Here is a 20380-nt window from a genome sequence, read left to right on the forward strand (position 1 = left end):
GGATTTGCCAGAAATACCCAGTGCTGGGGATGATTGCTAGGTGTAGTACAGCACCAAGCTGATCGCCAGCAGTGTCGCGGCCCAGAATGCCATCGTGCTGGTGGACCAAGTCTGGCCGATCCAGCCGTTGACGTTGAACGAACGCTGGATCATTCGAAGGACGCTGCGCAGGGTCAACAAGAAGTCGTGGCGGAACGTTTGGTCCACCAGTTCAATCGCGACTTGACCGCCACGTGTTACCTTGGGGATCAGACGTCGGTAGAACCAATCGGTGTCCAGGTTCACGGCTCGTTGTTCTGCTGGGTACAGTCCCGACTTCATCAGCGCGACGAATGCGAGAGCCGCGAAAAGGAGCAGCTGCAATTGGGTGACGACGTGGGTGATCGTGTATGGGTGATAGTCCACGTCGAAGGGAAGCAACCGGTACAGCAACGGGTAAGCGATGCCCAACGCGATGCATGAGAAAGCAGCGATGCTCATCGCGAGTAACATGTTCCAAGGAGCTTCCTTGACTCGTTTGCCGCTGTCATGGGCAAAGAACGCAAAGAACGGAATCTTGATTCCGGAGTGCTCCATCACACCCGCCGAAGCGATCAGCAACACAATCCAAACGCCGAACATGTGTTCTTCGCCGGCGGCTGAGATGATCATCGATTTGCTAACGAATCCGCTGAGCAGCGGGAAGCCGGAGATGGCACCCGCACCGATCATGCAGAACGCGGTGGTCCATGGCATCGACTTGTGAAGTCCGCCCAGTTCGGTTGCCTTGGCGGTGCCGACTCGGAACAGCACCGCGCCGACGGACATGAACAACAATGATTTGTAGATGATGTGGCAAAACGCGTGAGCCACGGTTCCGTTGATGGCGAGCTCGGTCCCGATGCCAACACCGACGACCATGAACCCAAGTTGGTTGTTGAGCGAATATGCCAGAACTCGACGCAGGTCATTTTCGATGACCGCGAAAATGATCGGGAACAGCGTCATGACGCAGCCGACGGTGATCAGTGGATCGAAGCCAGCAAACCCACGGGCCAGCGAATACACGGCGAGCTTCGTCGTGAACGCGCTGAGGAACACGGTGCCGGTGACCGTTGCCTTGGGATACGAGTCTTGCAACCAGTTGTGAAGCAACGGAAAGGCACACTTGATCGCGAACGCGAACAACACGCACCATGCGGCGGGCGAGATCGAATTGTCGCCGAAAAGGGTTTGACCTTCGCTGACAAACAGTTCGAATTTCAGCGAACCCGTTTCCACATACTGGATGATGGCTCCGGTGAGCAACAACACGCCCGAGCCAACTTGGACGATCAGGTAACGCATCCCAGCGCGGTAAGCGGCGGGTGTGTCCGACGCCCAAACAAGAAACACGCTGCTGATTGCGGTGAGTTCCCAAAAAACGAACAGCGTCATCAAGTCTCCGGCACAGCAAGCGCCGATCGCGCCGCCGGCGTACACCATTCCCGCGATATGTTGCCGGGTGTCTCGCACGTGCAAAGCATAAATCGCCGACACGACCGCAGCGATGTGGAATACCAATCCAAATGGTCGACTGAGCGAATCGATGCGGATTGGTTGCAGTTCCGCACCCAACATCGAGAACGTTTTCGCGGACTCGCCTTCACCCAGGACGGGCGTGAACCAGAACAGCAAACCGCTGAGGATTGCCAGGCTGAGTGCACCGCCGGCTTGGGCTCGTTTGGGAAGCAACCACAGGAAAACGCCGCCGACAATCATCGGCCATCCCGGAGGCAAAGCAGACAAGAAATTCATGCTTCGTCTCCTGGGTGGTTGTCTTCGGGGCGGTCCAAACGCGGGAATTCGTTTTCGGGTTCAGGGTCGTAGTAGCCCTCTGGCTTTTTGATCAACGGACGCAGCAACGTTCCCAGGAAGACGACAGCGACGAAAGCGATGAACCCGAACCAAGCTTGGAAACCAAAGAACGTTTCCACCTTGCCAAAGTGTGGGTGAGGGTTTTCGTAGAACAGGTTGGCGAAGACCAGCAGCACGCAAACGACCACCAGACCGATGATCATCCGTTGGATGTTCTGCGGCCGTTCGAACCAGCTGGGATCGGAAGGAGGGTTGTGGCTCATAAGTTTGGCGTCTGCGTGATCGGCAACAGGGCTTCGTAAATCCAGTCGGCGGCGAAGAACAACGCGACACTGCCAATCGCGGTGATGCAAAGTGGAACCACGCACATCATCGGAGCTTCGTGAATTCCCTCGGTCGGTGCGTGCCCATGCGAGTCATGGCCGTCCGATTCATGTCCATGCGAGTCGTGATCGGCGGAGTCATCCGCTTTGGGTTTGCCCATGAAGGCGAGCATCGGAATCGGCACCAAGTAAGCGATGTTGAGCAGTGAACTGACCATCAACGCTGCCGTCAACAAATACTGATGAGTTTCCACCGTGCCAACGGCCAAGAACCATTTGCTCCAAGCACCTCCGCCCGGCGGCAATCCAATGATGCTGACCGAAGCGAGCAGGAAGGCACCGAACGTAAACGGCATTTGCCGCCCGAGTCCTCTCATGTCGCTGATGTTCTTCTTGTGAGCTCCGACATAAATCGCTCCGGCGCAGAAAAACAGCGTGATCTTGCCAACCGCGTGCATCGCGATGTGCATCCCGCCACCGATGATGCTGCTGGGAGTTGCGAGCGCCGCACCCAGCGTGATGTAGGCCAATTGACCAATCGTCGAGTACGCGAGTCGTGCTTTCAGGTTGTCTTTCGTCATCGCAACCAACGACGCGACGACCAATGAGAATCCGGCGACATAGGCCAGCCAGAGATTCACGCCTGATTCGGTCAGGAGGTCCAAACCGAAGATGTAAACCACGACTTTCAAAACCGAGAACACACCGACCTTCACGACGGCGACCGCGTGCAGCAAAGCACTGACGGGTGTCGGAGCGACCATCGCGGCGGGAAGCCAGCGGTGGAACGGCATCAAAGCGGCTTTTCCGATCCCGAACGCAAACAACGCGAGGAGGAATCCGAGACCCACGATCGAGATTTTTTCGTCCGCTACGCTTTGGGCCAGGATCCCGCCAGGAGCGAAGTCCAACGTTCCGGCCAAGGTGTAGGTCCAGGCGATCGCCAGCATGAAGAACGCGATCGAGGTGGATAGCAAAATCCCCAGGTAGACTCGTCCGCCATTGCGGGCTTCTTCGTTGCCATGATGAGTGACCAACGGGTAAGTCGAGATCGTCATGACCTCATACGCGACAAACAGCGTGAACAGGTTTTTCGCATAAGCGGCCGCGAGAGCAGCGAAAATAGCGAAAGCAAAGCAGCCAAAGAATCGCGTTTGATTTTCTTCGTTATGGCCCCGCATGTAGCCGACCGCGTAGATCGTCGTCAGGATCCAAAGTCCCGATGCGACGAGTGCGAAGAGCATCCCCAGCGGTTCGACTTGGAACGCGATTTGGAAGCCGGGCAACCATTCACCCCACATCCATTCTGGACGCTCACCGGCGAACACGCCGCTGGCCATCCGGCAAGTCAGCAAAAACAGAATGGTGGCGACCGTCAGCGTGCAGCCTTCGCGAACGTTTGGCGATTTGCCCGTTAGCGTGAGCAACACGTACGCGATCAGCGGCAGCAGCAATGACACCCAGATTTGCATGGAGTCCGTCATGGTGTGGCTCCCAGCAATCCCGCGGCCGCGGCCGCGGCCATGTCGGCTGAGTAGGTGGTCCAAACACCGAACAAGAAAGTTCCAGCTAGGACGATGTAGGTTGGGATCAACATTCCCAGGGGAGCCTCCTTGGCCTTCAGGACTTTCGCGGTTGGTTCGCTGAAGTACAGGGTTTCAACCACACGCCAAACGTAGACCACGGCAAGTAACGAACTGAACAGCATCAACACAGCGACCGGCCACATACCTTTTTCCATTGCCGCGGTAAGAAGCAACCATTTGCTGATGAAACCCGCCGTGACCGGAACACCAATCAGTGCCAGTCCCCCGATTGCCCAGCCGAGCGACGTCCAAGGCATCGTTTTGCCGGCGCCCTTCCAGTCATCGAGTTTGACGCTGCCCAATCGCAACGCGAAGCAACCGACGATCATGAACAACCCGCCTTTGATCAACGCGTGGTTGAACATGTGAACGATGCCGGCGGTCAGTCCACCCGGTGTCGCCATGCTGATGCCCAAAATCATGTAGCCGATCTGAGCGACACTGGAATAGGCGAGCAGGCGCTTGACGTTGGCTTGATAGATGGCCGCTGTCGATGCAACGAAGATGCCAATCAATGCCAGGATGGTCAGTTCGGTGTCCAGCGGCAGATAGTCGAACGCGAAACTGGGAGTGATGATCCCAAAGATGACCCGGATGAACGCGTAGACCGAAACCTTGGTCGCGGTCGCCGCGATGAAGCATGTCACGACGGAAGGTGCGTACGTGTAGGCGTTGGGCAACCATGTGTGCAGCGGAAACACCGCCATCTTCACACACAATCCGATGACCAGAAAACCAAACGCCACCAAAACCGTTCGAGGGCCGTTTTCGTGTGGCACACGAGCGGCGATGTCCGCCATGTTGAGCGTGCCGGTCATTTGGTACAGCAACCCGATGCCGATCAAGATGAACGTCGCGCCAATGCTACCGATGATCAGGTACTGGAACGCAGCCAATGGAGCTCGCCGGGTTTGCCCGAGGCTGATCAGTGCGTACGACGACAGCGATGAGATTTCCAAGAAAACGAAAACGTTGAAAAGGTCACCCGTCACGCACATGCCCAACAATCCGGTCAGGCACAACAGATAGGTTGCGTAGAACAGATAGTGTTTCGATCGAGCGATCTCGTCGTCGACCGATTTCGGTGCATAAACCAAGACGATGGCACCGATCCCCGAGACGAACATCATCACAAAGGACGACAACGAATCGACCACGTATTCGATGCCGTATGGCGGTGCCCAGCCACCCAGGTTGTACCGGATCACTCCGGACTCGCTGACTTGTGCGACCAACGCGATTGAGATGGCAAACGTGATCCATGAGACCACCAGCGCGAGCGTGTAGGCGGCAGTTCGCTGGTGCAGGATCATGCACAGCGGAGCCGCCACCAGCGGCAGCACGATCAATAAAATGGGGAGATGTTCCGTCAATTCACTGACTCCGAATCGGTGGGGTTGTCAGGCGAACTCCCCGCCAGCGAATGAGTCTCCGTGTCGATCCATTGGTCTTCGTCATCGTCGTCCGGCAATCCATCTTCGCGATCAATTTCCAAAATCCGATCTTCTTCAATCGTTCCATAGTCTTCGCGAATGCGAACCACCAACGCGAGTGCGAGCGACGTGGTAGCGATGCCGACCACGATCGCCGTCAGCATCAAAACACTTGGCAATGGATTGGAGTAAATGATTTCGGCACCCGGCAATTCAGCATGCCCGGTGTGAGCACCAACGATCTCTTCGGAAACAGTTCCCAAAGCGTGCGTCGAATGTTCGCCATGCCCCGCATCGTGCATCACTTTGGCCTGAGCCGCGGCGACTTCAGGTGGGATGATCGGAGCGGTGCCGCCACGAACTTTTCCCATCGTCACGTAGAGCAAGAACACAGACGTTTGAAAGATGTTCAGACCAATGACAGCTTTGATCAGGTTCCGACGCGCAAGCACGATGTAGAACCCGGTCATCATCAAGACGATCACGATCCAGTAGTTGTAGAGCCCCGCGGCTTGTTCCAAAGCTGGACTGCTCATACGAATCGACTCCGGCTGGCGAAGGCGTAGAAGATCATCGTCATCACCGAGGTCACCGTGATACCCACGCCGACTTCCACCAAGAAGATCCCCAGGTGTTGTCCACCGGGCAGGTACTTGTGGTTGAAGGAATGTTCCAAAACGTCGTAGTCCAAAAAGTTGCCGCCCAGCATCATCGTGGCAAAGCCGGTGCCGGCATAAACCAACACGCCGATCGCCATCAGCTTTTCAATCACGATTGGAGGAGCAACGCGTTTGATTGCATCAAGGCCGAATACCAGGCCGTACAGGATCAACGCTGCGGCAAAGATGACTCCCGCCTGAAAACCACCGCCCGGGCCGTAGTCACCATGGAATTGAACATAGAAGGCGAACAGCAAGATGTACGGGATCAGCAACTTGGTGATCACGCGAATGATTGGGAACTTGATCATGCGCTGGCCTTCCGTTTGCGTCGTTTAGCGCGGCTCGCGATGGCCGGGCGTTCCAATTCATCTCTTCGTAGAATCAGCAACACGGCGATGCCGGCGGTCAAAACCACGGTCGTTTCACCCAGCGTGTCGTAACCCCGGTAAGAAGCCAGTAGCGCCGTCACGACGTTGGGAAGACCGTGCATGTCCTCGAGTGATCGCTCGACAAACGACGGATCCGGATGCATGTGCACGGCGGCGTTGGGATCGCCGTAGTGAGGCATGTCCAACGTGCCGTAGATCAGGGCTCCGCCGGTGACGATGACCACCAACAAAGGGATGATGGGCGAACGTTTGGTTGGTTGTTCTTGTTCGCCGGTCAGCGCCAACGTGCTGAGCATCAACACGGTTGAGATGCCCGCGCCGACGGCGGCTTCCGTGAACGCGACGTCGGGTGCATCCAGGATCATCATCCAGGACGCACTGAGAAAACTGTAGATGCCGGTGAACATCACCGCGGCCCATAGCTGCCGCAATCGTGCGACTGTCACGGCGGTGAGTGCCAGCAACGCCAAGATGGCAAAGACGATCCAGTTCATTAGGAGACGTCTCCATCACGCGTAGTGGTCGGTGGGTTACACGCCTGATTGGTTTTTTGTTTGACGTCCAGTTCCGGTTTGACTCCATGAATCAACGCCGAGTGTGCCAATGCGTGACAGGAACTTGGGCTGGTGATGGTCAGAAAGAACAGGATCGCGATCAGCTTCGCCGCGACCAACGTAGGGCCCGCCAAACACAGCAATCCAATCAAGATCAAACCGGCACCCATCGTGTCGGTGATGCCGCCGCCGTGCATTCGCGAAAAGAACTCGGGCAATCGGATGATGCCGATTCCTCCCACGATGGAAAAGAACGCTCCCGCGATCAGGAAGAACCAACTTGCGATTTCAAACGCGATCATGAGTCACCTCTCATCAGGCGGGTTCCTCACCAAAGCTGCGATATTGGGTGAATCGCAACAAAGCGACCATGCCGATGAAATTCATCAAGCTGTAGAGCAATGCGAGATCCAGAAAGTCGGTGCGAGCGGTCATAAAACTGACCACGCAAATGAACAGCACCGTTTTGGTGCCGAACATGTTGAGCGCCAAAACGCGATCGAAAACGGTCGGTCCCGCCATCGCTCGGATCAACGCCAGCGTCATGGTGATCAAGACTGCAGCGGAAGTTGCCATCATCACGTGATGCGTCGCGCTCAGGCTGAACGCTTGCGCCGAATAGCTCAGCATTTCGTGCAGGTCAGCGGAGCTGGCGTGCCCGCGTCCCGACGGCGTTTTCGCGGCGTGAGCTGCCGCTTCGCTGACGGCGAGCATCATCGGCATCATGCAAGTCGGAAAAATCACTTGGATTTCTCCAGCCGGCAGATGCGTTCGTCCATTTCGCCGGACATGTCTTCTTCGGTTTCTTCCAAATTCAAACCGTGAATCAGGATCTTCTCGCCTTCCATTTGGACTGACACCGTACCGGGGGTCAGCGTGATCGAATTGGCCAAGATGACTCGGCCGAGTTCGCATTTCTGATGCGATTTGATGGTGACCATGTTGCGTTTCAGCTTCATCTTGCGAGACAAAATGATCTTGGCGACCGCCAAGTTGCTTTCAACGATTTCTTTGGCCAACCATGGTGCGTAGAAGACAAACGGACGAATCCCGAGTTGCGCCGGAGCACCTTCTTCGTCGACGATGTCCATCCGCAACGAGACGTAGAGGCTGACCAGCACCGACAACGCACCGAGTCCAAGAAGGAACGGGTTGTCAAAATGTCCTGACCAGAACAGCCAGGTCGCAACCAGTGCGACGGTGAGCCAAAACGCGTATCTCACGAGAGGATCCGATCCGTGGGGAGATGTGCAAAACGTAGACACGTTATCCACAAACTTGCGCCCGCAACAAGTGGGCCCGATGCGAGAAATCGCTTTGTTGGAACGATTCGTTCGAACAGAGATACGTGCTCTATGTTTCACCCCATGGCAGATTCACCGGGTGGGAATCCAGAGCGATTTTCTTGCTGTGGTTGCCTGGTTTAGCTGCTTTGCTCAGTTTGTTGTTTTGCGGTCCGCACAAACCCGCCATTGTGATGTTTGCCGGACCTTTCAGCCTGGTTATGTGTTCAGCGTTTGAGCCAGTGCAGGGTGATCGTCAGGGAGGTTATGCGACGTTGCTGTGTTGCGCAGTGGTCGATTGTTTCGACAGCTTTTTGAGTCGCGACGCGCAAAGTCGCGCTCGTTGGACATCGTCGCAGTCGAAAAACAGGTTCGCGATGCGCTTGAGGCAGCACTGACAGTCCACTTCGTCCAGACGGTCGGGAATGACCGCGGCGAGAACCTTGATCGCATCGTCCTTGCGTTGCAACCGAATCAGCATCGAAGCCAGCCCGATGCGAAAGTGCACGTTGCGAGGATCCAGGTCGATCGCATGGCGGATCAATGATTCGCAAATTTCAGTGGGGTGGCCGCACTGTTGAGCATAGTAGCCCATTTGGTAGTGAACCTCGGGTTGATCCGGATTCAGAATGCCAGCTTGGCGGCAAGCTTCCATTGCCAATCTCGGTGAGTCGATCGCTTCCAAGCCCGCCGCGATTCGCAGAAGTTCCGAACTGTTGACCTTGCCCGATGTCGCAACCGACATCAGCAACTCTTCCGACAGGTTGCGTCGGCCAATCGATCCGTACGCGATTGCCAGTTCGATTTGAATGGCTCGAGACAACGGTCGAATGAGGGCCGCACGTTCGAGTGCATCAATGCCTTCGCCGAATTCGCAATCGCAAAGACTGGCCATTCCCAACAGCGTCAGAGCGGCGACGTCATCGGGGTCTTGGGCCAACGCGTACTGAGCGAACTGGACGGCACGAGCAAACTGGCCCGCTTCGAATTCAAGGTGAGCGATGGAGAGAGATTCGTTCATTTCGGTCTAAATTGATGGCTTGGTGAGGTGAAGCGACTTGGCAGTGCGTTCGGTTCGCAGAACCTTCACGCGAGCTTGGCAAGCGGTCGCCAGATCGGGTTGTTTGTGTCGGGATAGCAAGTCCGCGATTCTTTGCAGGCAAGAAAAGCATGTTGCTTCTTGGATTTGAGCGATCTCGAAGGTGCGAGCGATGTCGAGTGCTTCGCCTTCGCATTGAAGTTGAATCAGCAACGAGACCAGCCCGACTCGATAGTGAAAGTTGCCGGAGTCCAGGGCAATCGCCCGACGCATGAGCGCTTCGCTGATGTAAAGGGCGTGACCACAGTTGGCCGAGTAGATGCCCATGTCGTAGTAAGCCTGCGCGACCGATTCGTCTTGCTCGGTGATCCATTCGCACACCTTCATCGCCAACTGTGGCGAATCAATCGCGGACAAACCTCCCGCGACTTTTAGCATCAAGTCAGGTTCGAGTCGTCGACTGAGTGCAAGCTCGAGATACAAATCGCGAGCCAGGTCGATCCGCCGAAGCTGTGCATAGCACGATGCCAGCGTGATCCGCGCTTCGTCCGGGATCGGCCCTAGCAAGCTGGCTTTTTCGAATGCGTCCGCGGCTTCGATGACTCGGGAACGATCGTGAAGCGCCAACCCGAGCAACACCGCGGGTTCGATATCGCCATGCGACTGAGCCAGAATGTCTTTCGCCGCGAGAAGTTCAATGACTCGATCGGGATCGCTGCTGGCGTGAGCTTGCCAAGCGAGGTCCAGTGTCTCTGGTGAGATGTTTTTCATAGGGCCAACCTTGATGACGGATTTGCTGCTTCGAACATTTCGAAGCAATCAGGTCATGGCTGGCTGGCATTTCGGCGGCTTTCGCACAAAGCGTCGGTGGTCCGACGCGGGCGAATGGTGGCCGCCAAACGGTGCTCGCTGGCTATCAGTTCAATCGCTTATTGCGACTGGTTCTCAGCATGGTAGCAATTTGCTGATTTGCGTCAACATCGGCTGCGAAAAAGAATTTCCGCGCGACCGATAACGCGGTGGATGCTACTTCGCACCAATCGCGTAGAGCTTGTCGCCGCGTCGGATCAGCAAACGGTCGCCGGCGGGAGCTCCGGCGTACAGCACGTTTCCGCCACCGAAACCGGGCGTCTTGTCCCCGTCGCCGCCTTCGGGCCAGCAACGATTTTCGGCGATCTCTTTGCCATCGGCGAGCGAGATGACGCTGGTCGTTCCCTTGTAGCCGAATAGGTACAGGTTGCCTCCCGCGACCAAGGGTGTCGCCCAAAGGCCACCCGCGTCAGTCCGTTTCGCCGAGACTCGTTCGCCAGTTTCCAAATCCAGTCGGTAAAGAACTCCGGTGCGATTGACGATCGCGGCGGTGTCACCGGCGACAACCGGGCTGCCAAAAGTGCAGGTCGCTTTCTCCGCTTGCCAAACGAAGCTCGCTTGGAAGGAGCCGTCTTCGCCGCGACTGATTTCGATCAATCCGTTGCTAGCCGCCGATGCGCCCGTGTTCGTTTCGCCGCGACCATCCGATGCTCCAATCAGAAACCTTCCTTCGCTAACAAAGGTTGGTGTGCAGGAAGTGTTGTTGGACAGCTCGGTGAATTCCCACAGACGCTCGCCGGTGGATGGATCCAGTCCAGCGAGTTTGCCGCTGGCACTGCACACCAGTTGCTCACCACCGTCAACGGGAATCAATCGCGGCGATCCCCAAGACGTCGCGCCCAACCCATCGACCTTCCAGATTGTTTCGCCGGTCGTTGGATCGACGGCCAGGACGTACGGGGCTTCGTCGCGTTCGACCCACGAATAGACTCGCTGGGAGTCGGCTTCCAGTGAAGCGGACAATCCATGCCGAGCGTTGATCGGTCCATGCTCGGCGACCAAGTCGCGTTGCCACTGAGTCTCCCCCGCAGGCGAAATTGCCAGCAACACGCCGCCCTCGAAGAAAGCGACAAAGCCAGCGTCCGTTGCGACAGCGCTGGGAGCCGCGCGACTGACCATCGGAGAGTTCTTGAAGGGAGATGGGTTGGCTAAGTCGACTTGCCAGTTCAGTTCGCCGGTTTCGATCGCGAAAGATTGCACGTGGTACTCGTCTTTGTTTTCGCCGCTGGTGGATGTCACAACGATTTGGTCGTGAGCCACGATTGGAGTCGACTGACCGTAGCCGTTGATGTCGGCGGTCCAGGCGATGTTTTGTTCTGGTGACCACTCGGTCGGCAACGCTGTGTCGGTCGACGAAAGTCCGCCGTTTTGAAACTTAGGCCATTGGGCTTCGACTGCCCCGGCGAGCGGGAATCCTGTTAGCAACCAACACGTGACAGCCGCCACGAAGGGAACGCGGACGAAGCGGTGTACAGGTGAACGTCGGATCTGGCTCACGGGTCGAGTCCTGGTGCGAGTGGATGATATGTGTGCCACGTCACTCTGACCCAGCGGCAGATCATTTGCCAACCCGGGACAGGATTTTGTTACCGACCGGAACGCGGTCCTTGCCCGGTTTGACGACTATCAAACATCAGCAACAGAGCTCGGAAACGGTCTCCGCAGGTCCATCCGAGAACACCGAGTTCGCGTCTCTTGGGTGGTTGTTTGCGACACCGGATATCTCTTGGTTTTGGTCCGGTTCGAGATTTCGGTGCCGTAAATTGCAGTGGGTTCGCGATCTGCTATGATGTTGCATGCCTATAGATTTTCGCGTTTGCATGTTGGCTGTATCGATTTGCGTCGCGTTGTGGTGTTTCGAAGTCAGCAGCTTGGCTGTGGAGAAAGACGATCGTGAATCCAACCGCTCGACCTCGTATCGCTTTGCTGGTGGAGGTCTCTCGGGCCTACGGTCGTGAGCTGCTTCGTGGGATCTCGCTCTTCGCCAGGACCAAAGGTGATTGGTCTTTGTTGCACGAAGAGATGACGATTGATTCGGGAGTTCCCGAGTGGATCTCAAAAACGCGTGTCGACGGCGTGATTGCGCGATTGGACCATCATTCGATTGGTCCACTCCGCGAGCTGCGCGTCCCGATTGTGGATGTGCGTTGCAATCGAAAGTTCACCGGCGTGCCCCAGGTCGAGGCTGACAATCGGCAAGTCGCTCAGATGGCGTTCGATCATCTTTGGGAGCGAGGGTTTCGACGATTCGCCTTTTGCGGCTTTCGCTTTGCGACTTACTCGGATGCTCGCTTGGTCGCGTTTCGCGAATTGGTTGAGAAGGCGGGCTGTCCGTTCACGGAGTATCAATCACCAGGCGCACCCGGAATCGCGTTGACAGAATTGGAACGCGCCGGCGTGGTCGAGCAAGAAACCTTGGTCGAGTGGTTGGCAACGTTGAAGCGTCCCACCGGAATGTTTGTGTGCAACGACATTCGCGGCCAGCAAGTTTTGAATGCTTGCCGGTTCGCCGGCATCGCGGTCCCTGACGATGTGGGTGTGATCGGAGTGGATGACGACGACACGATCTGTTCGATCTGCGATCCGTCGCTCTCAAGCGTTCGGCCGGACGCGGAGCTCGCGGGTTATCGCGCCTCCGAAATCTTGCACCAGATGTTGTCGGGCTGGGTTCCTGATCAAGAGGTGGAACGCATTCCGCCGGTCTCGGTGACGGAACGATTGTCGACCAAAGTCGTCGCGGTCGAAGATGCGGAGTTGGCTCGCGTTTGCCGGTTCATTCGTCAAACCGCTTGCACGGGAATCAACGTGGGCGATGTGGTCGAATTCACTTCGCTGTCACGCCGGCAGCTTGAACGGCGTTTCCGTGACGTGCTGGGGCACACGCCTCATCACCAGATCACGATGACTCAAGTCGAACGCGTCCGACAATTGCTCACCGAAACCAAGATGACGTTGGAACAAATCGCTCCTCTGGCTGGTTACAGTCACAAGGAGAGCCTTGGTGCTGTCTTCAAACGCGAGACCGGTCAATCGCCGGGTGAGTTCCGAACCGAGCAGCAGAAAAAGGTCAAAGGTGCGGGTGACGAGATGGATGAAGTGGAAGCAAACTGACCGGCAACAACCGTCGCAACTTGAGTTGCAAGTCCTTCGACATCGTTGTTGGATCAGAACACCTCTTTAGTAATGAACCGAGTGAAAATCGAATGTGGAATACAAGGGACATCGTCGGCCAAGTGATCCAGTGTGGGATTCGCGTGGCCTTGGTTGGGGCATTCGCGGTCTTTCTCATGGTGGACTCGAATCCCATTTCGGCTGCCGACGCGATCGAATCCGATCGCGACGCAAAGCCGAACATCTTGTTTATTTTCGCCGATGATTGGGGATGGGGCGACCTTTCGTGCCACGGTCATCCGTACGTTAAGACACCGAACATCGACCGACTCGCTCGCGAAGGCACGGACTTCCATCGATTCACGGTCGCCAGCGGAGTTTGTTCGCCGAGTCGAACGGCGGTGATGACGGGACATTTTCCCGCTCGGCACAACATCGATGGCCACTTCGCTTGGGTGCCCAGCAATGCCAAGCGAAACATGCCCGATTGGTTGGATCCGAGTGCGGTCACACTGCCAAGGTTGTTGCAATCCGGTGGGTACAAGACTGCTCACTTTGGCAAGTGGCATCTCTCCAACGACATGATTCCTGATTCGCCCACGCCGGCGGAATACGGATACGATCGATACGGAGCGTTCAATTGCTCGGGCGAGCAAATGCCTGTGCACGAAGACGCGAATGAAACGATCGCGTTCATCGAATCGGCGCACGCTGATGACCAGCCATTTTTTGTGAACCTTTGGATTCATGAACCGCACACACCGTTTCATGTGATCCCGAAGTACCGTTGGCGTTTTCGTGAGCTTGGGCTGAGCGAAGCCGATGAGATTTACGCCGCTGTGTTGTCTCATGCGGACGATCGGATCGGTGAAGTCTTGGATGCCTTGGACCGATTGAATTTGACGGACGAGACATTGGTTGTCTTCAGTTCCGACAACGGCCCGGCGCGTGGTTCCGCCAATTCCAAGTTGGAACTGAGCTACGACACAGCGACCGGAGCCGGTTTTGGCATCGGAGCGGCGAAAGGTATCACGGCGGGTCGCAAAGGCTACAAGGCGTCGCTGTTCGAAGGCGGCATCAATGTGCCTTTCATTGTTCGTTGGCCAGGAAAGGTGGCCGCGGGACAGAGCGATGAATCGGCGATGATGAGCGGCGTCGATCTGCTGCCAACATTTTGTGATGTCGCCGGTGTCGAGTTGCCTGCGGACTACCAGCCCGATGGAGTCAGCCAGGTCTCTGCGTTAAAAGGCGAAGCAAACTCCGGGCGTTCCAAGCCGCTGTTTTGGAAGTTCGCCTCGCGTTGGCCGCCGCGAGCCAACCATCCGCACCACTGGGCCTCGTACTGCGTGGTGCATGACAAGTGGAAGCTTTTGACGAACGAAGACGCGAGCTACGTCGAGCTCTACGACATCGTGGCCGATCCCTACGAAGCAACCGACTTGAAAGAGTCACAACCGGACGCCGTCGCCAGCTTGTCTCGTCAACTGCAAGAGTGGCAAGCAACCCTGCCAGATTCACCAAGTCCGCAACTTTTTTCCAAGCTCAGAAGCGAGTGAATTCAAAGGTTGTTGGTCAGGCGAGCTTTCCAGTAGGCGCCTTGGTGGTAGATGATTCCGCAGCTGGAATTGCGTGAGTAGTCCGTGGTCAGGATCAGGTTTTGCAGTCGTCGTTTTTGATCGGGCGAGGTGGCTGGATGGTTCACCATCAGCGGTACCATCGCCGACTCCCCTGCTTCGCGTGTGAGGTGCCAAACTTCACGGTATTTGCCCCATTGCGGGTTGGCATATTCGTTCTGGTTGATCCAACGATCCACGTGACGCCAATCGGGACCCAGCATTTGCATTTCTTCTGCCGTCTTGTGCGAAAGGCGATCTGCAATGTGCGAGGATCGCTGCTCCGCCATGTCGGACACATGACGCATTCGGTCCTCGATTTCCTTCTTCAATGTTTCGTCGATTTCCAACGAGTGCAGCAGCTCCAATGAGCACTGCATTTGTAGGAGCGCGTAAGCGGGAGTGTTCTTGTCAGGGGCCGCGGATTGTTGGATCGCATCGGCAACGTAGTGCCTCCATTGCCGATAGTAGGTTTCGTCCTGGGTGACATCCCATGCGGCTGCGAAAATCATTGGGAGTCGGGCGGCCTCATGCGGTTGAACGTTCCACATGCGACAGATCCCGAGCGGACAACGTTGCCCATCGGCTCGACAAAAGTCGAAGTCGTTTTCCGGCGTTGCGAATTCGATCATCCGCTCGGCGACCGCGGTCAGGATGTCGCGAATTTCGGCTCGAGTTGGCTCGTCTGACAACGGGCTTCGATAGTATTTCCAAAGGCCATGCACGCCGTGTGTGTATTGGTCGCGAGAGGAATTGATGTAGACGCTCGTTTGATCTTCCGGACAAACGTTTCGAGCGAGGAATCCTGGGACGCCGTGAACGGTCGCGCAGAGTTTCAAACCGGCGAACACTTTTTGAGCGTCGGCTCGCAGGCTTGCGTCATTCGTCACCGCGAATCGATCTGCCAAGACACTGAGCATGGCTCCGCCCAAGATCATTCCGTCTTCCATGCCGGTGCTGTAGCCGCATGGGTTGGGATATTGACGTTTGACTTCGTCCGCGGTGGGCAAATGCGCGAGCTCTTTGCCCGGTTCATAGCTGCTGAGGTAGTCGGCGAACGTTTGCACGTCCTTTTGAAAGAACCGGTTCCAGGTGACTTCCCAGGCCTGATCCATTTGCGATTTCAGATCAGCGGTTCCGGGCGGTGAGGCTTCTTCAGCTACGACTTTCATAGCCACTGTGAAGAGAGACAATGTCGCCAAAGTCAGCATCAAAGCGTGGGAGATTCGGAAGGGATGCATGCGAACTTCCTTAGTGCGACGGCAAGTCGATGATTGACACTGGCCGCACAACGCGTGGGTAGGACGGAGCTATTCCGGCGGCGAAGTAGCGGGTCAAGTGGAGTGGTGCGGTGCCTTCGGGCTGTGCCGTGGACCGAACCACAAATGTGCTGCAGTAACAGTCTCGCAAAGTCTGTTGCTCGGAGTCAGCGCCCAGCCAAACCATGTCGAGGATGAAATTGAATGGACCAAAAATCCACATCAGCATTCGAAACGTCATCCTGGTCAGCGAAGGTCTGGACCCGCGAGCGTCGACGATTTGAAGTCCTGCCAGTCGGTAGCCGACTGTGCGGAGCCAGGAGCGTTTGATCACCGTCATGTAGAGCCAAGTGATGGCCGACCAAATCGCAAAGTACAGCGCGTCGGGGCGATGGCTGAACTCCATGGCATAAAACAGCAGCAATAGCAGCATCCAAATCGCGGTTCCAGCGAGCATCAGAATCGTCCCGTCAATCACCATCGCAAGCGTGCGGCGGATGAACCCGGGGTACGACTGACGCGAGAAGTAAACGCCGTCGCCAAGTGAACTGTCAACCTGCATGGATGCATCCATTGAAACAGAGGTTTCCCCTCGGACGATCGAAAGTGCCTCGAGTGAATTGACGCCCGAGACGCATCGAAGGGATGTCGCGGCTCGCCGCCTACATAAGTGTGAAAATGAACCAGGCCACACCAGTCAAGGAAACCACTTGCGCGACCATGTACTTTCGCTGATATTCTGCAGGCATTTCAAGCGATCGCAACTTGCGTTGATTGAAAACTGTTTTCAAAACAACGATGATGATCAGCAGCACAAAGTACATCGCGGTGACGGCTTGTCGACCCATGTCCGTCTGAGTCATCAGCAGCCAGAATCCAGCGACCAGAAGGAAGAACGGAATCATCGAGTACATGCGTGTCGATGAAAATCCATCCATCAACCTCAGTTTCTGTTCCGGATCCAATTCGCGAAAACTGTGTTCGGTGATGAATCGACTGACAACCATCGATCCTAGCAAGGCGATGAAGCCTGAGATTTGCATGGTGGTTGCACCTTGTCAGGTAGAGATGTGATTCGGTTTTTCTTCGTTCTCGACAGATTCGAATTCTTTGCAATGTCTCGCGAGATTACATCGGAGCATCAGAAGCAGCCAGACGTTCCTGCATTCCGTTTCGCGGCTGGAGGCTTTCACGGCCGATTTTAAGATGTCTGGGTTGCCTTCGGGGCCAGTAAGATGGTTTAGCGGTCGATCGACATGCCTTCCGTGTCGCAAATCATTTTCAGGTCGCCGCATTGGCGTGTCGAGTTTTCGAGCGGTTCGATCATGGTCTTTGGTTGGCGAAACCCATCTCATTTTAGAATGCAATGATTCATATTTCTCGATTCCAAAACTCGTGGGTGCTTTTCAGTGTATCACGAGTTCTTCTTACGCTGATTCTGCTCGGGCTGGCGATGCCTTCTGCTTTCGCGTTGGATGTGCACGTCCGATTGAATGGCGATGACTCCAACGATGGTTCCGAGCAGTCTCCAGTCGCTTCGATCGAGCGTGCTCGCGAGATTGCGCGTCCGGTCGCTGGGAAAGAAGCGGTGACGGTTCGAGTCGGTGACGGCGTGCACTATTTGCCACGAACGTTGGTGTTTGATTCCGGCGATTCAGGAACGGCCGAGTATCCGGTCATCTATCGCGCCGAAAACGAAGGCCAAGCGATACTGAGCGGCGGTTCGCTACTTGAACTGAATTGGAAGCCGTTTCGGGATGGCATCGTGCAAGCCAGCACGGAACCGGGGTTGGCGATCGATCAATTGTTTGTCGATGGCCGGATGCAACGCATGGCTCGCTATCCCAATTTTGATCCGACTAAGAAGACGCAAGCGTATCAAGGTCATGCTGCGGATGCGTTTTCAAAGGAACGTGCAGCGAAGTGGAAGGATCCGAATGGCAGGTTCATCCACGCAATGCACCGAGCACGCTGGGGTGGGTATCACTATCGAATCACCGGCAAGGATGCAGATGGCAACGTGACCTACGAGGGTGGATGGCAAAACAATCGCCCCTCGGGAATGCACAAGGACCAGCGGATGGTCGAGAACATCTTCGAAGAGTTGGATGCGCCGGGCGAGTGGTATCACAACGCGAAAACGAACACGTTGTATTTCTATCCCGGCCCAGCGTTGGATTTAAAGACGGCCAAAATCGAGGTCGTTCGGTTGCGGCACTTGATCGAGTTCAACGGCACCGAGCAACAACCTGTTCGTCACATCACATTGAACGGTTTTGTCTTCCGGCACTCGGCGCGAACGTTCATGGAAACCAAGGAACCGATGCTGCGATCGGACTGGACGATCTACCGCGGCGGTGCTGTTGTGTTGACTGGAACCGAAGACGTCGAAATCGCGAATTCGGAGTTTGATCAAGTCGGTGGCAATGCGATCTTTGTCAGCAATTACAACCGCCGGGCTCATATTCACGGATGCCACATTCACGACGCGGGAGCCAGCGGCGTTTGCTTTGTCGGGGACCCCAACGCGGTGCGAGACCCGTTGTTTCAGTACGGTCACAAAAACGATTTGGCAAAGGTCGATCGAACGCCAGGACCGAAAACGAACAACTACCCAGCGGACTGCACAGTCGAGGATTGTTTGATCCACGGGATTGGACGAGTCGAACGGCAACCCGCTGGCGTGCAGATCGAAATGGCGCAGCACATCACCGTTCGTGATTGCTCGATCTACGACTGCGCTCGGGCCGGCATCAACATCGGCGACGGAGCTTGGGGCGGTCACTTGATCGAAGGATGTGATGTCTTCGACACCGTCCAAGAAACGCACGATCACGGCTCGTTCAATTCATGGGGACGCGATCGTTACTGGAGCAGCGACCGAGGTGCCAGCCAGAAAGTCATCGACAAAGAGCCTGACTTTCCATTCTTAGATGCGGTGGAAACGACCGTCATTCGAAACAGTCGCTGGCGTTGCGATCATGGTTGGGACATCGACCTGGACGATGGATCGTCGAACTATGACATCACCAACAACTTGATGTTGGCTGGTGGATTGAAGTTGCGTGAAGGTTTTCGTCGTCGGGCGTGGAACAACATCACGATCAATAACGGACTGCACCCGCACGTTTGGTACAACAACAGCGGTGATGAAGTCTTCAGCAACATCTTCATGGCCGCGCCGCAAGGTGCTCGAATGCCGACGAAAACGGCCAAGGGAAAACGAGTCGACGGCAACCTGTACTACGCAAACGCTCCGGACATGAAGGATCGTTACGCCAGTTTTGGTTGGGATGTGAATTCGATTGTCGCGGATCCGAAATTCGTCGATCCCGAAAAGGGAGACTTTCGCGTGGAAGCAGGTTCACCCGCGATGGCGATCGGTTTCAAAAACTTTCCGATGGACCAGTTCGGAGTGAAAAAGCCTTCGCTGAAGAAGATTGCGGCGACGCCTGTGATTCCGGAATTGGATGTCAAGAGTTCGCTCAACAAACCGCGATCGGACAGCGGTCGTGTGACGCGGCCTCAGCCGATTTATTGGTTGGGTGCGAGAGTGGCGGACTTGAAAGGGGCGGAGTTCTCGGCATACGGCGTTGCCAAAGAAGACGGCGGCGTGGCGTTATCGGCCGTCGTGGCGACCACCTCCGCCGCGGAGGCCGGTTTGCAAAACGGCGATCTTGTCCAAGCACTCAATGGGAAACCGTTGCGAAAGGTTTCTGAGTTGCTGACGGAGTACCAACGAGCGAGCGGAGAGACGTTGCAGCTCAAAGTGGTTCGGGAACAACGGGTGATCGAGCTTTCGGTTGAGAAAACGCCGATGGTGATCGTTGAAAACTTCGAGTCCGCTGCCGCTGCAGGAGAAATCAACGAGACGCTCGGTTCGGATGCGAAGGTCGAAGCCAATGATTCCGTTCGCGATGCACCCGTTGGAACGCTCCTCGATGGCAAGTTGGCGGACGGATACGGTCCCGTGTTTGCAAATGGAGTCAACTCGGGGGCGTACCGAGTGGACTTGGGGACCGTCGCGGAAGTTTCTTCCATCCTCAGTTGGTCAACGAACCTGAACGGTGTGCGTGGTCCGCAAAAGCTGACTTTGTATGCGAGTGCGATGGATTCCGACCCCGGATGGAACGTCGAAGATCGGTCCAAATTCGTTCCCCTGACCACGATTGACACCACCGGTCTGAAACACGGCAAGTATTGCTCCGTCGAGTTGCGATCACGAGAGGATCAATCGCTGGGCCGTTTTCGATGGATCGTTTGGAAGGTCCAACCCGTTACCCAACGCGGTGAGAACTCTGCCTTTCAAGAACTGCAAGTTCTGACGCGGTGAGCTGGTGCATTCGCCGCTCACCGCGATTGAAGTCCGACCAAACAACCTCCCTCCTTCCCGCCCCCACCTTCACCTCCCTCCTCTCACCT

19 protein-coding genes are annotated in these 20380 nt (G+C 56.1%); 3 read left to right on the plus strand and 16 right to left on the minus strand.

Features of this window, described 5'->3' with window-relative positions; all coding sequences use genetic code 11:
* Positions 1–36 precede the first annotated feature (36 nt).
* From CEE69_RS03140 to CEE69_RS03205, 13 genes are all read right to left on the minus strand, one after another.
* Entirely contained in the window at positions 37–1776 is a 1740-nt protein-coding gene (locus tag CEE69_RS03140; RefSeq protein ID WP_099259305.1) for a Na(+)/H(+) antiporter subunit D, read from the minus strand.
* Complete coding sequence (locus CEE69_RS03145) at positions 1773–2099, minus strand: hypothetical protein (RefSeq protein WP_099259306.1); 327 nt, start codon at positions 2097–2099, stop codon at positions 1773–1775. Before CEE69_RS03145 ends, CEE69_RS03140 begins: the two co-directional genes overlap by 4 nt.
* Entirely contained in the window at positions 2096–3643 is a 1548-nt protein-coding gene (locus CEE69_RS03150; RefSeq protein WP_099259307.1) for a proton-conducting transporter transmembrane domain-containing protein, read from the minus strand. Before CEE69_RS03150 ends, CEE69_RS03145 begins: the two co-directional genes overlap by 4 nt.
* Entirely contained in the window at positions 3640–5118 is a 1479-nt protein-coding gene (locus CEE69_RS03155; RefSeq protein WP_099259308.1) for a monovalent cation/H+ antiporter subunit D family protein, read from the minus strand. Before CEE69_RS03155 ends, CEE69_RS03150 begins: the two co-directional genes overlap by 4 nt.
* Entirely contained in the window at positions 5115–5714 is a 600-nt protein-coding gene (locus CEE69_RS03160; RefSeq protein WP_099259309.1) for a sodium:proton antiporter, read from the minus strand. Before CEE69_RS03160 ends, CEE69_RS03155 begins: the two co-directional genes overlap by 4 nt.
* Positions 5711–6148: a Na(+)/H(+) antiporter subunit B gene (locus CEE69_RS03165; protein WP_099259310.1), complete on the minus strand. Its 438-nt coding sequence runs from the start codon at positions 6146–6148 to the stop codon at positions 5711–5713. Before CEE69_RS03165 ends, CEE69_RS03160 begins: the two co-directional genes overlap by 4 nt.
* Positions 6145–6723, minus strand: a complete 579-nt coding sequence (locus CEE69_RS03170) for a DUF4040 domain-containing protein (RefSeq protein WP_099259311.1) — start codon at positions 6721–6723, stop codon at positions 6145–6147. The genes CEE69_RS03165 and CEE69_RS03170 overlap by 4 nt, the downstream gene beginning before the upstream one ends.
* Positions 6723–7085 carry a monovalent cation/H(+) antiporter subunit G gene (gene mnhG, locus CEE69_RS03175; protein WP_099259312.1) on the minus strand — a complete coding sequence of 121 codons (363 nt, stop codon included), beginning with the start codon at positions 7083–7085 and terminating at the stop codon, positions 6723–6725. The genes CEE69_RS03170 and mnhG overlap by 1 nt, the downstream gene beginning before the upstream one ends.
* A 13-nt stretch (positions 7086–7098) precedes the next feature.
* Positions 7099–7527: a monovalent cation/H+ antiporter complex subunit F gene (locus tag CEE69_RS03180; protein ID WP_233214568.1), complete on the minus strand. Its 429-nt coding sequence runs from the start codon at positions 7525–7527 to the stop codon at positions 7099–7101.
* Entirely contained in the window at positions 7524–8006 is a 483-nt protein-coding gene (locus tag CEE69_RS03185) for a Na+/H+ antiporter subunit E (RefSeq protein WP_099259313.1), read from the minus strand. The genes CEE69_RS03180 and CEE69_RS03185 overlap by 4 nt, the downstream gene beginning before the upstream one ends.
* Before the next feature lie 325 nt (positions 8007–8331).
* Positions 8332–9087, minus strand: a complete 756-nt coding sequence (locus CEE69_RS03190; RefSeq protein ID WP_099259314.1) for a tetratricopeptide repeat protein — start codon at positions 9085–9087, stop codon at positions 8332–8334.
* A gap of 6 nt (positions 9088–9093) precedes the next feature.
* Positions 9094–9876, minus strand: a complete 783-nt coding sequence (locus CEE69_RS03195; RefSeq protein ID WP_099259315.1) for a tetratricopeptide repeat protein — start codon at positions 9874–9876, stop codon at positions 9094–9096.
* A 255-nt stretch (positions 9877–10131) separates the two neighbouring features.
* The gene (locus CEE69_RS03205) at positions 10132–11421 is read right to left on the minus strand and encodes an outer membrane protein assembly factor BamB family protein (protein WP_199169793.1); all 1290 of its coding nucleotides are present in this window, start codon (positions 11419–11421) and stop codon (positions 10132–10134) included.
* Between the two features lie 447 nt (positions 11422–11868).
* On the opposite strand from CEE69_RS03205, the gene CEE69_RS03210 reads away from it, so the two are divergent.
* Positions 11869–13086: an AraC family transcriptional regulator gene (locus CEE69_RS03210; protein ID WP_099259316.1), complete on the plus strand. Its 1218-nt coding sequence runs from the start codon at positions 11869–11871 to the stop codon at positions 13084–13086.
* 176 nt (positions 13087–13262) lie between these two features.
* Entirely contained in the window at positions 13263–14642 is a 1380-nt protein-coding gene (locus tag CEE69_RS03215; RefSeq protein ID WP_099259681.1) for a sulfatase family protein, read from the plus strand.
* Positions 14643–14644: 2 nt separating this feature from the next.
* Here CEE69_RS03215 and CEE69_RS03220 read toward each other — a convergent pair whose 3' ends face one another.
* The 3 genes from CEE69_RS03220 to CEE69_RS03230 all read right to left on the minus strand — a co-directional run bounded on the left by CEE69_RS03220 (position 14645) and on the right by CEE69_RS03230 (position 17001).
* Positions 14645–15940: a hypothetical protein gene (locus CEE69_RS03220; protein WP_233214570.1), complete on the minus strand. Its 1296-nt coding sequence runs from the start codon at positions 15938–15940 to the stop codon at positions 14645–14647.
* 10 nt (positions 15941–15950) lie between these two features.
* A complete protein-coding gene (locus CEE69_RS03225; protein ID WP_099259683.1) occupies positions 15951–16520 on the minus strand; it encodes an RDD family protein in 570 nt (189 codons plus the stop codon).
* A gap of 100 nt (positions 16521–16620) precedes the next feature.
* Entirely contained in the window at positions 16621–17001 is a 381-nt protein-coding gene (locus CEE69_RS03230; RefSeq protein WP_099259317.1) for a hypothetical protein, read from the minus strand.
* Positions 17002–17411: 410 nt separating this feature from the next.
* Here CEE69_RS03230 and CEE69_RS03235 point away from each other — a divergent pair, with 410 nt between their 5' ends.
* On the plus strand, positions 17412–20291 hold the full coding sequence (locus CEE69_RS03235; protein WP_233214571.1) for a PDZ domain-containing protein: 2880 nt from the start codon (positions 17412–17414) through the stop codon (positions 20289–20291).
* Positions 20292–20380: the final 89 nt, after the last annotated feature.

The organism is Rhodopirellula bahusiensis (genome assembly GCF_002727185.1).
Taxonomy (GTDB): Bacteria; Planctomycetota; Planctomycetia; order Pirellulales; family Pirellulaceae; genus Rhodopirellula; species Rhodopirellula bahusiensis.

Coding starts and splice junctions, on each gene's coding strand:
- CEE69_RS03220 (WP_233214570.1), bottom strand. CDS start 15,940: ATGCATCCCTTCCGAATCTCCCACGCTTTGATGCTGACTTTGGCGACA.
- CEE69_RS03170 (WP_099259311.1), bottom strand. CDS start 6,723: ATGAACTGGATCGTCTTTGCCATCTTGGCGTTGCTGGCACTCACCGCC.
- CEE69_RS03195 (WP_099259315.1), bottom strand. CDS start 9,876: ATGAAAAACATCTCACCAGAGACACTGGACCTCGCTTGGCAAGCTCAC.
- CEE69_RS03140 (WP_099259305.1), bottom strand. CDS start 1,776: ATGAATTTCTTGTCTGCTTTGCCTCCGGGATGGCCGATGATTGTCGGC.
- CEE69_RS03165 (WP_099259310.1), bottom strand. CDS start 6,148: ATGATCAAGTTCCCAATCATTCGCGTGATCACCAAGTTGCTGATCCCG.
- CEE69_RS03230 (WP_099259317.1), bottom strand. CDS start 17,001: ATGCAAATCTCAGGCTTCATCGCCTTGCTAGGATCGATGGTTGTCAGT.
- CEE69_RS03160 (WP_099259309.1), bottom strand. CDS start 5,714: ATGAGCAGTCCAGCTTTGGAACAAGCCGCGGGGCTCTACAACTACTGG.
- CEE69_RS03145 (WP_099259306.1), bottom strand. CDS start 2,099: ATGAGCCACAACCCTCCTTCCGATCCCAGCTGGTTCGAACGGCCGCAG.
- CEE69_RS03215 (WP_099259681.1), top strand. CDS start 13,263: ATGGTGGACTCGAATCCCATTTCGGCTGCCGACGCGATCGAATCCGAT.
- mnhG (WP_099259312.1), bottom strand. CDS start 7,085: ATGATCGCGTTTGAAATCGCAAGTTGGTTCTTCCTGATCGCGGGAGCG.
- CEE69_RS03235 (WP_233214571.1), top strand. CDS start 17,412: ATGCCTTCTGCTTTCGCGTTGGATGTGCACGTCCGATTGAATGGCGAT.
- CEE69_RS03225 (WP_099259683.1), bottom strand. CDS start 16,520: ATGCAGGTTGACAGTTCACTTGGCGACGGCGTTTACTTCTCGCGTCAG.
- CEE69_RS03150 (WP_099259307.1), bottom strand. CDS start 3,643: ATGACGGACTCCATGCAAATCTGGGTGTCATTGCTGCTGCCGCTGATC.
- CEE69_RS03190 (WP_099259314.1), bottom strand. CDS start 9,087: ATGAACGAATCTCTCTCCATCGCTCACCTTGAATTCGAAGCGGGCCAG.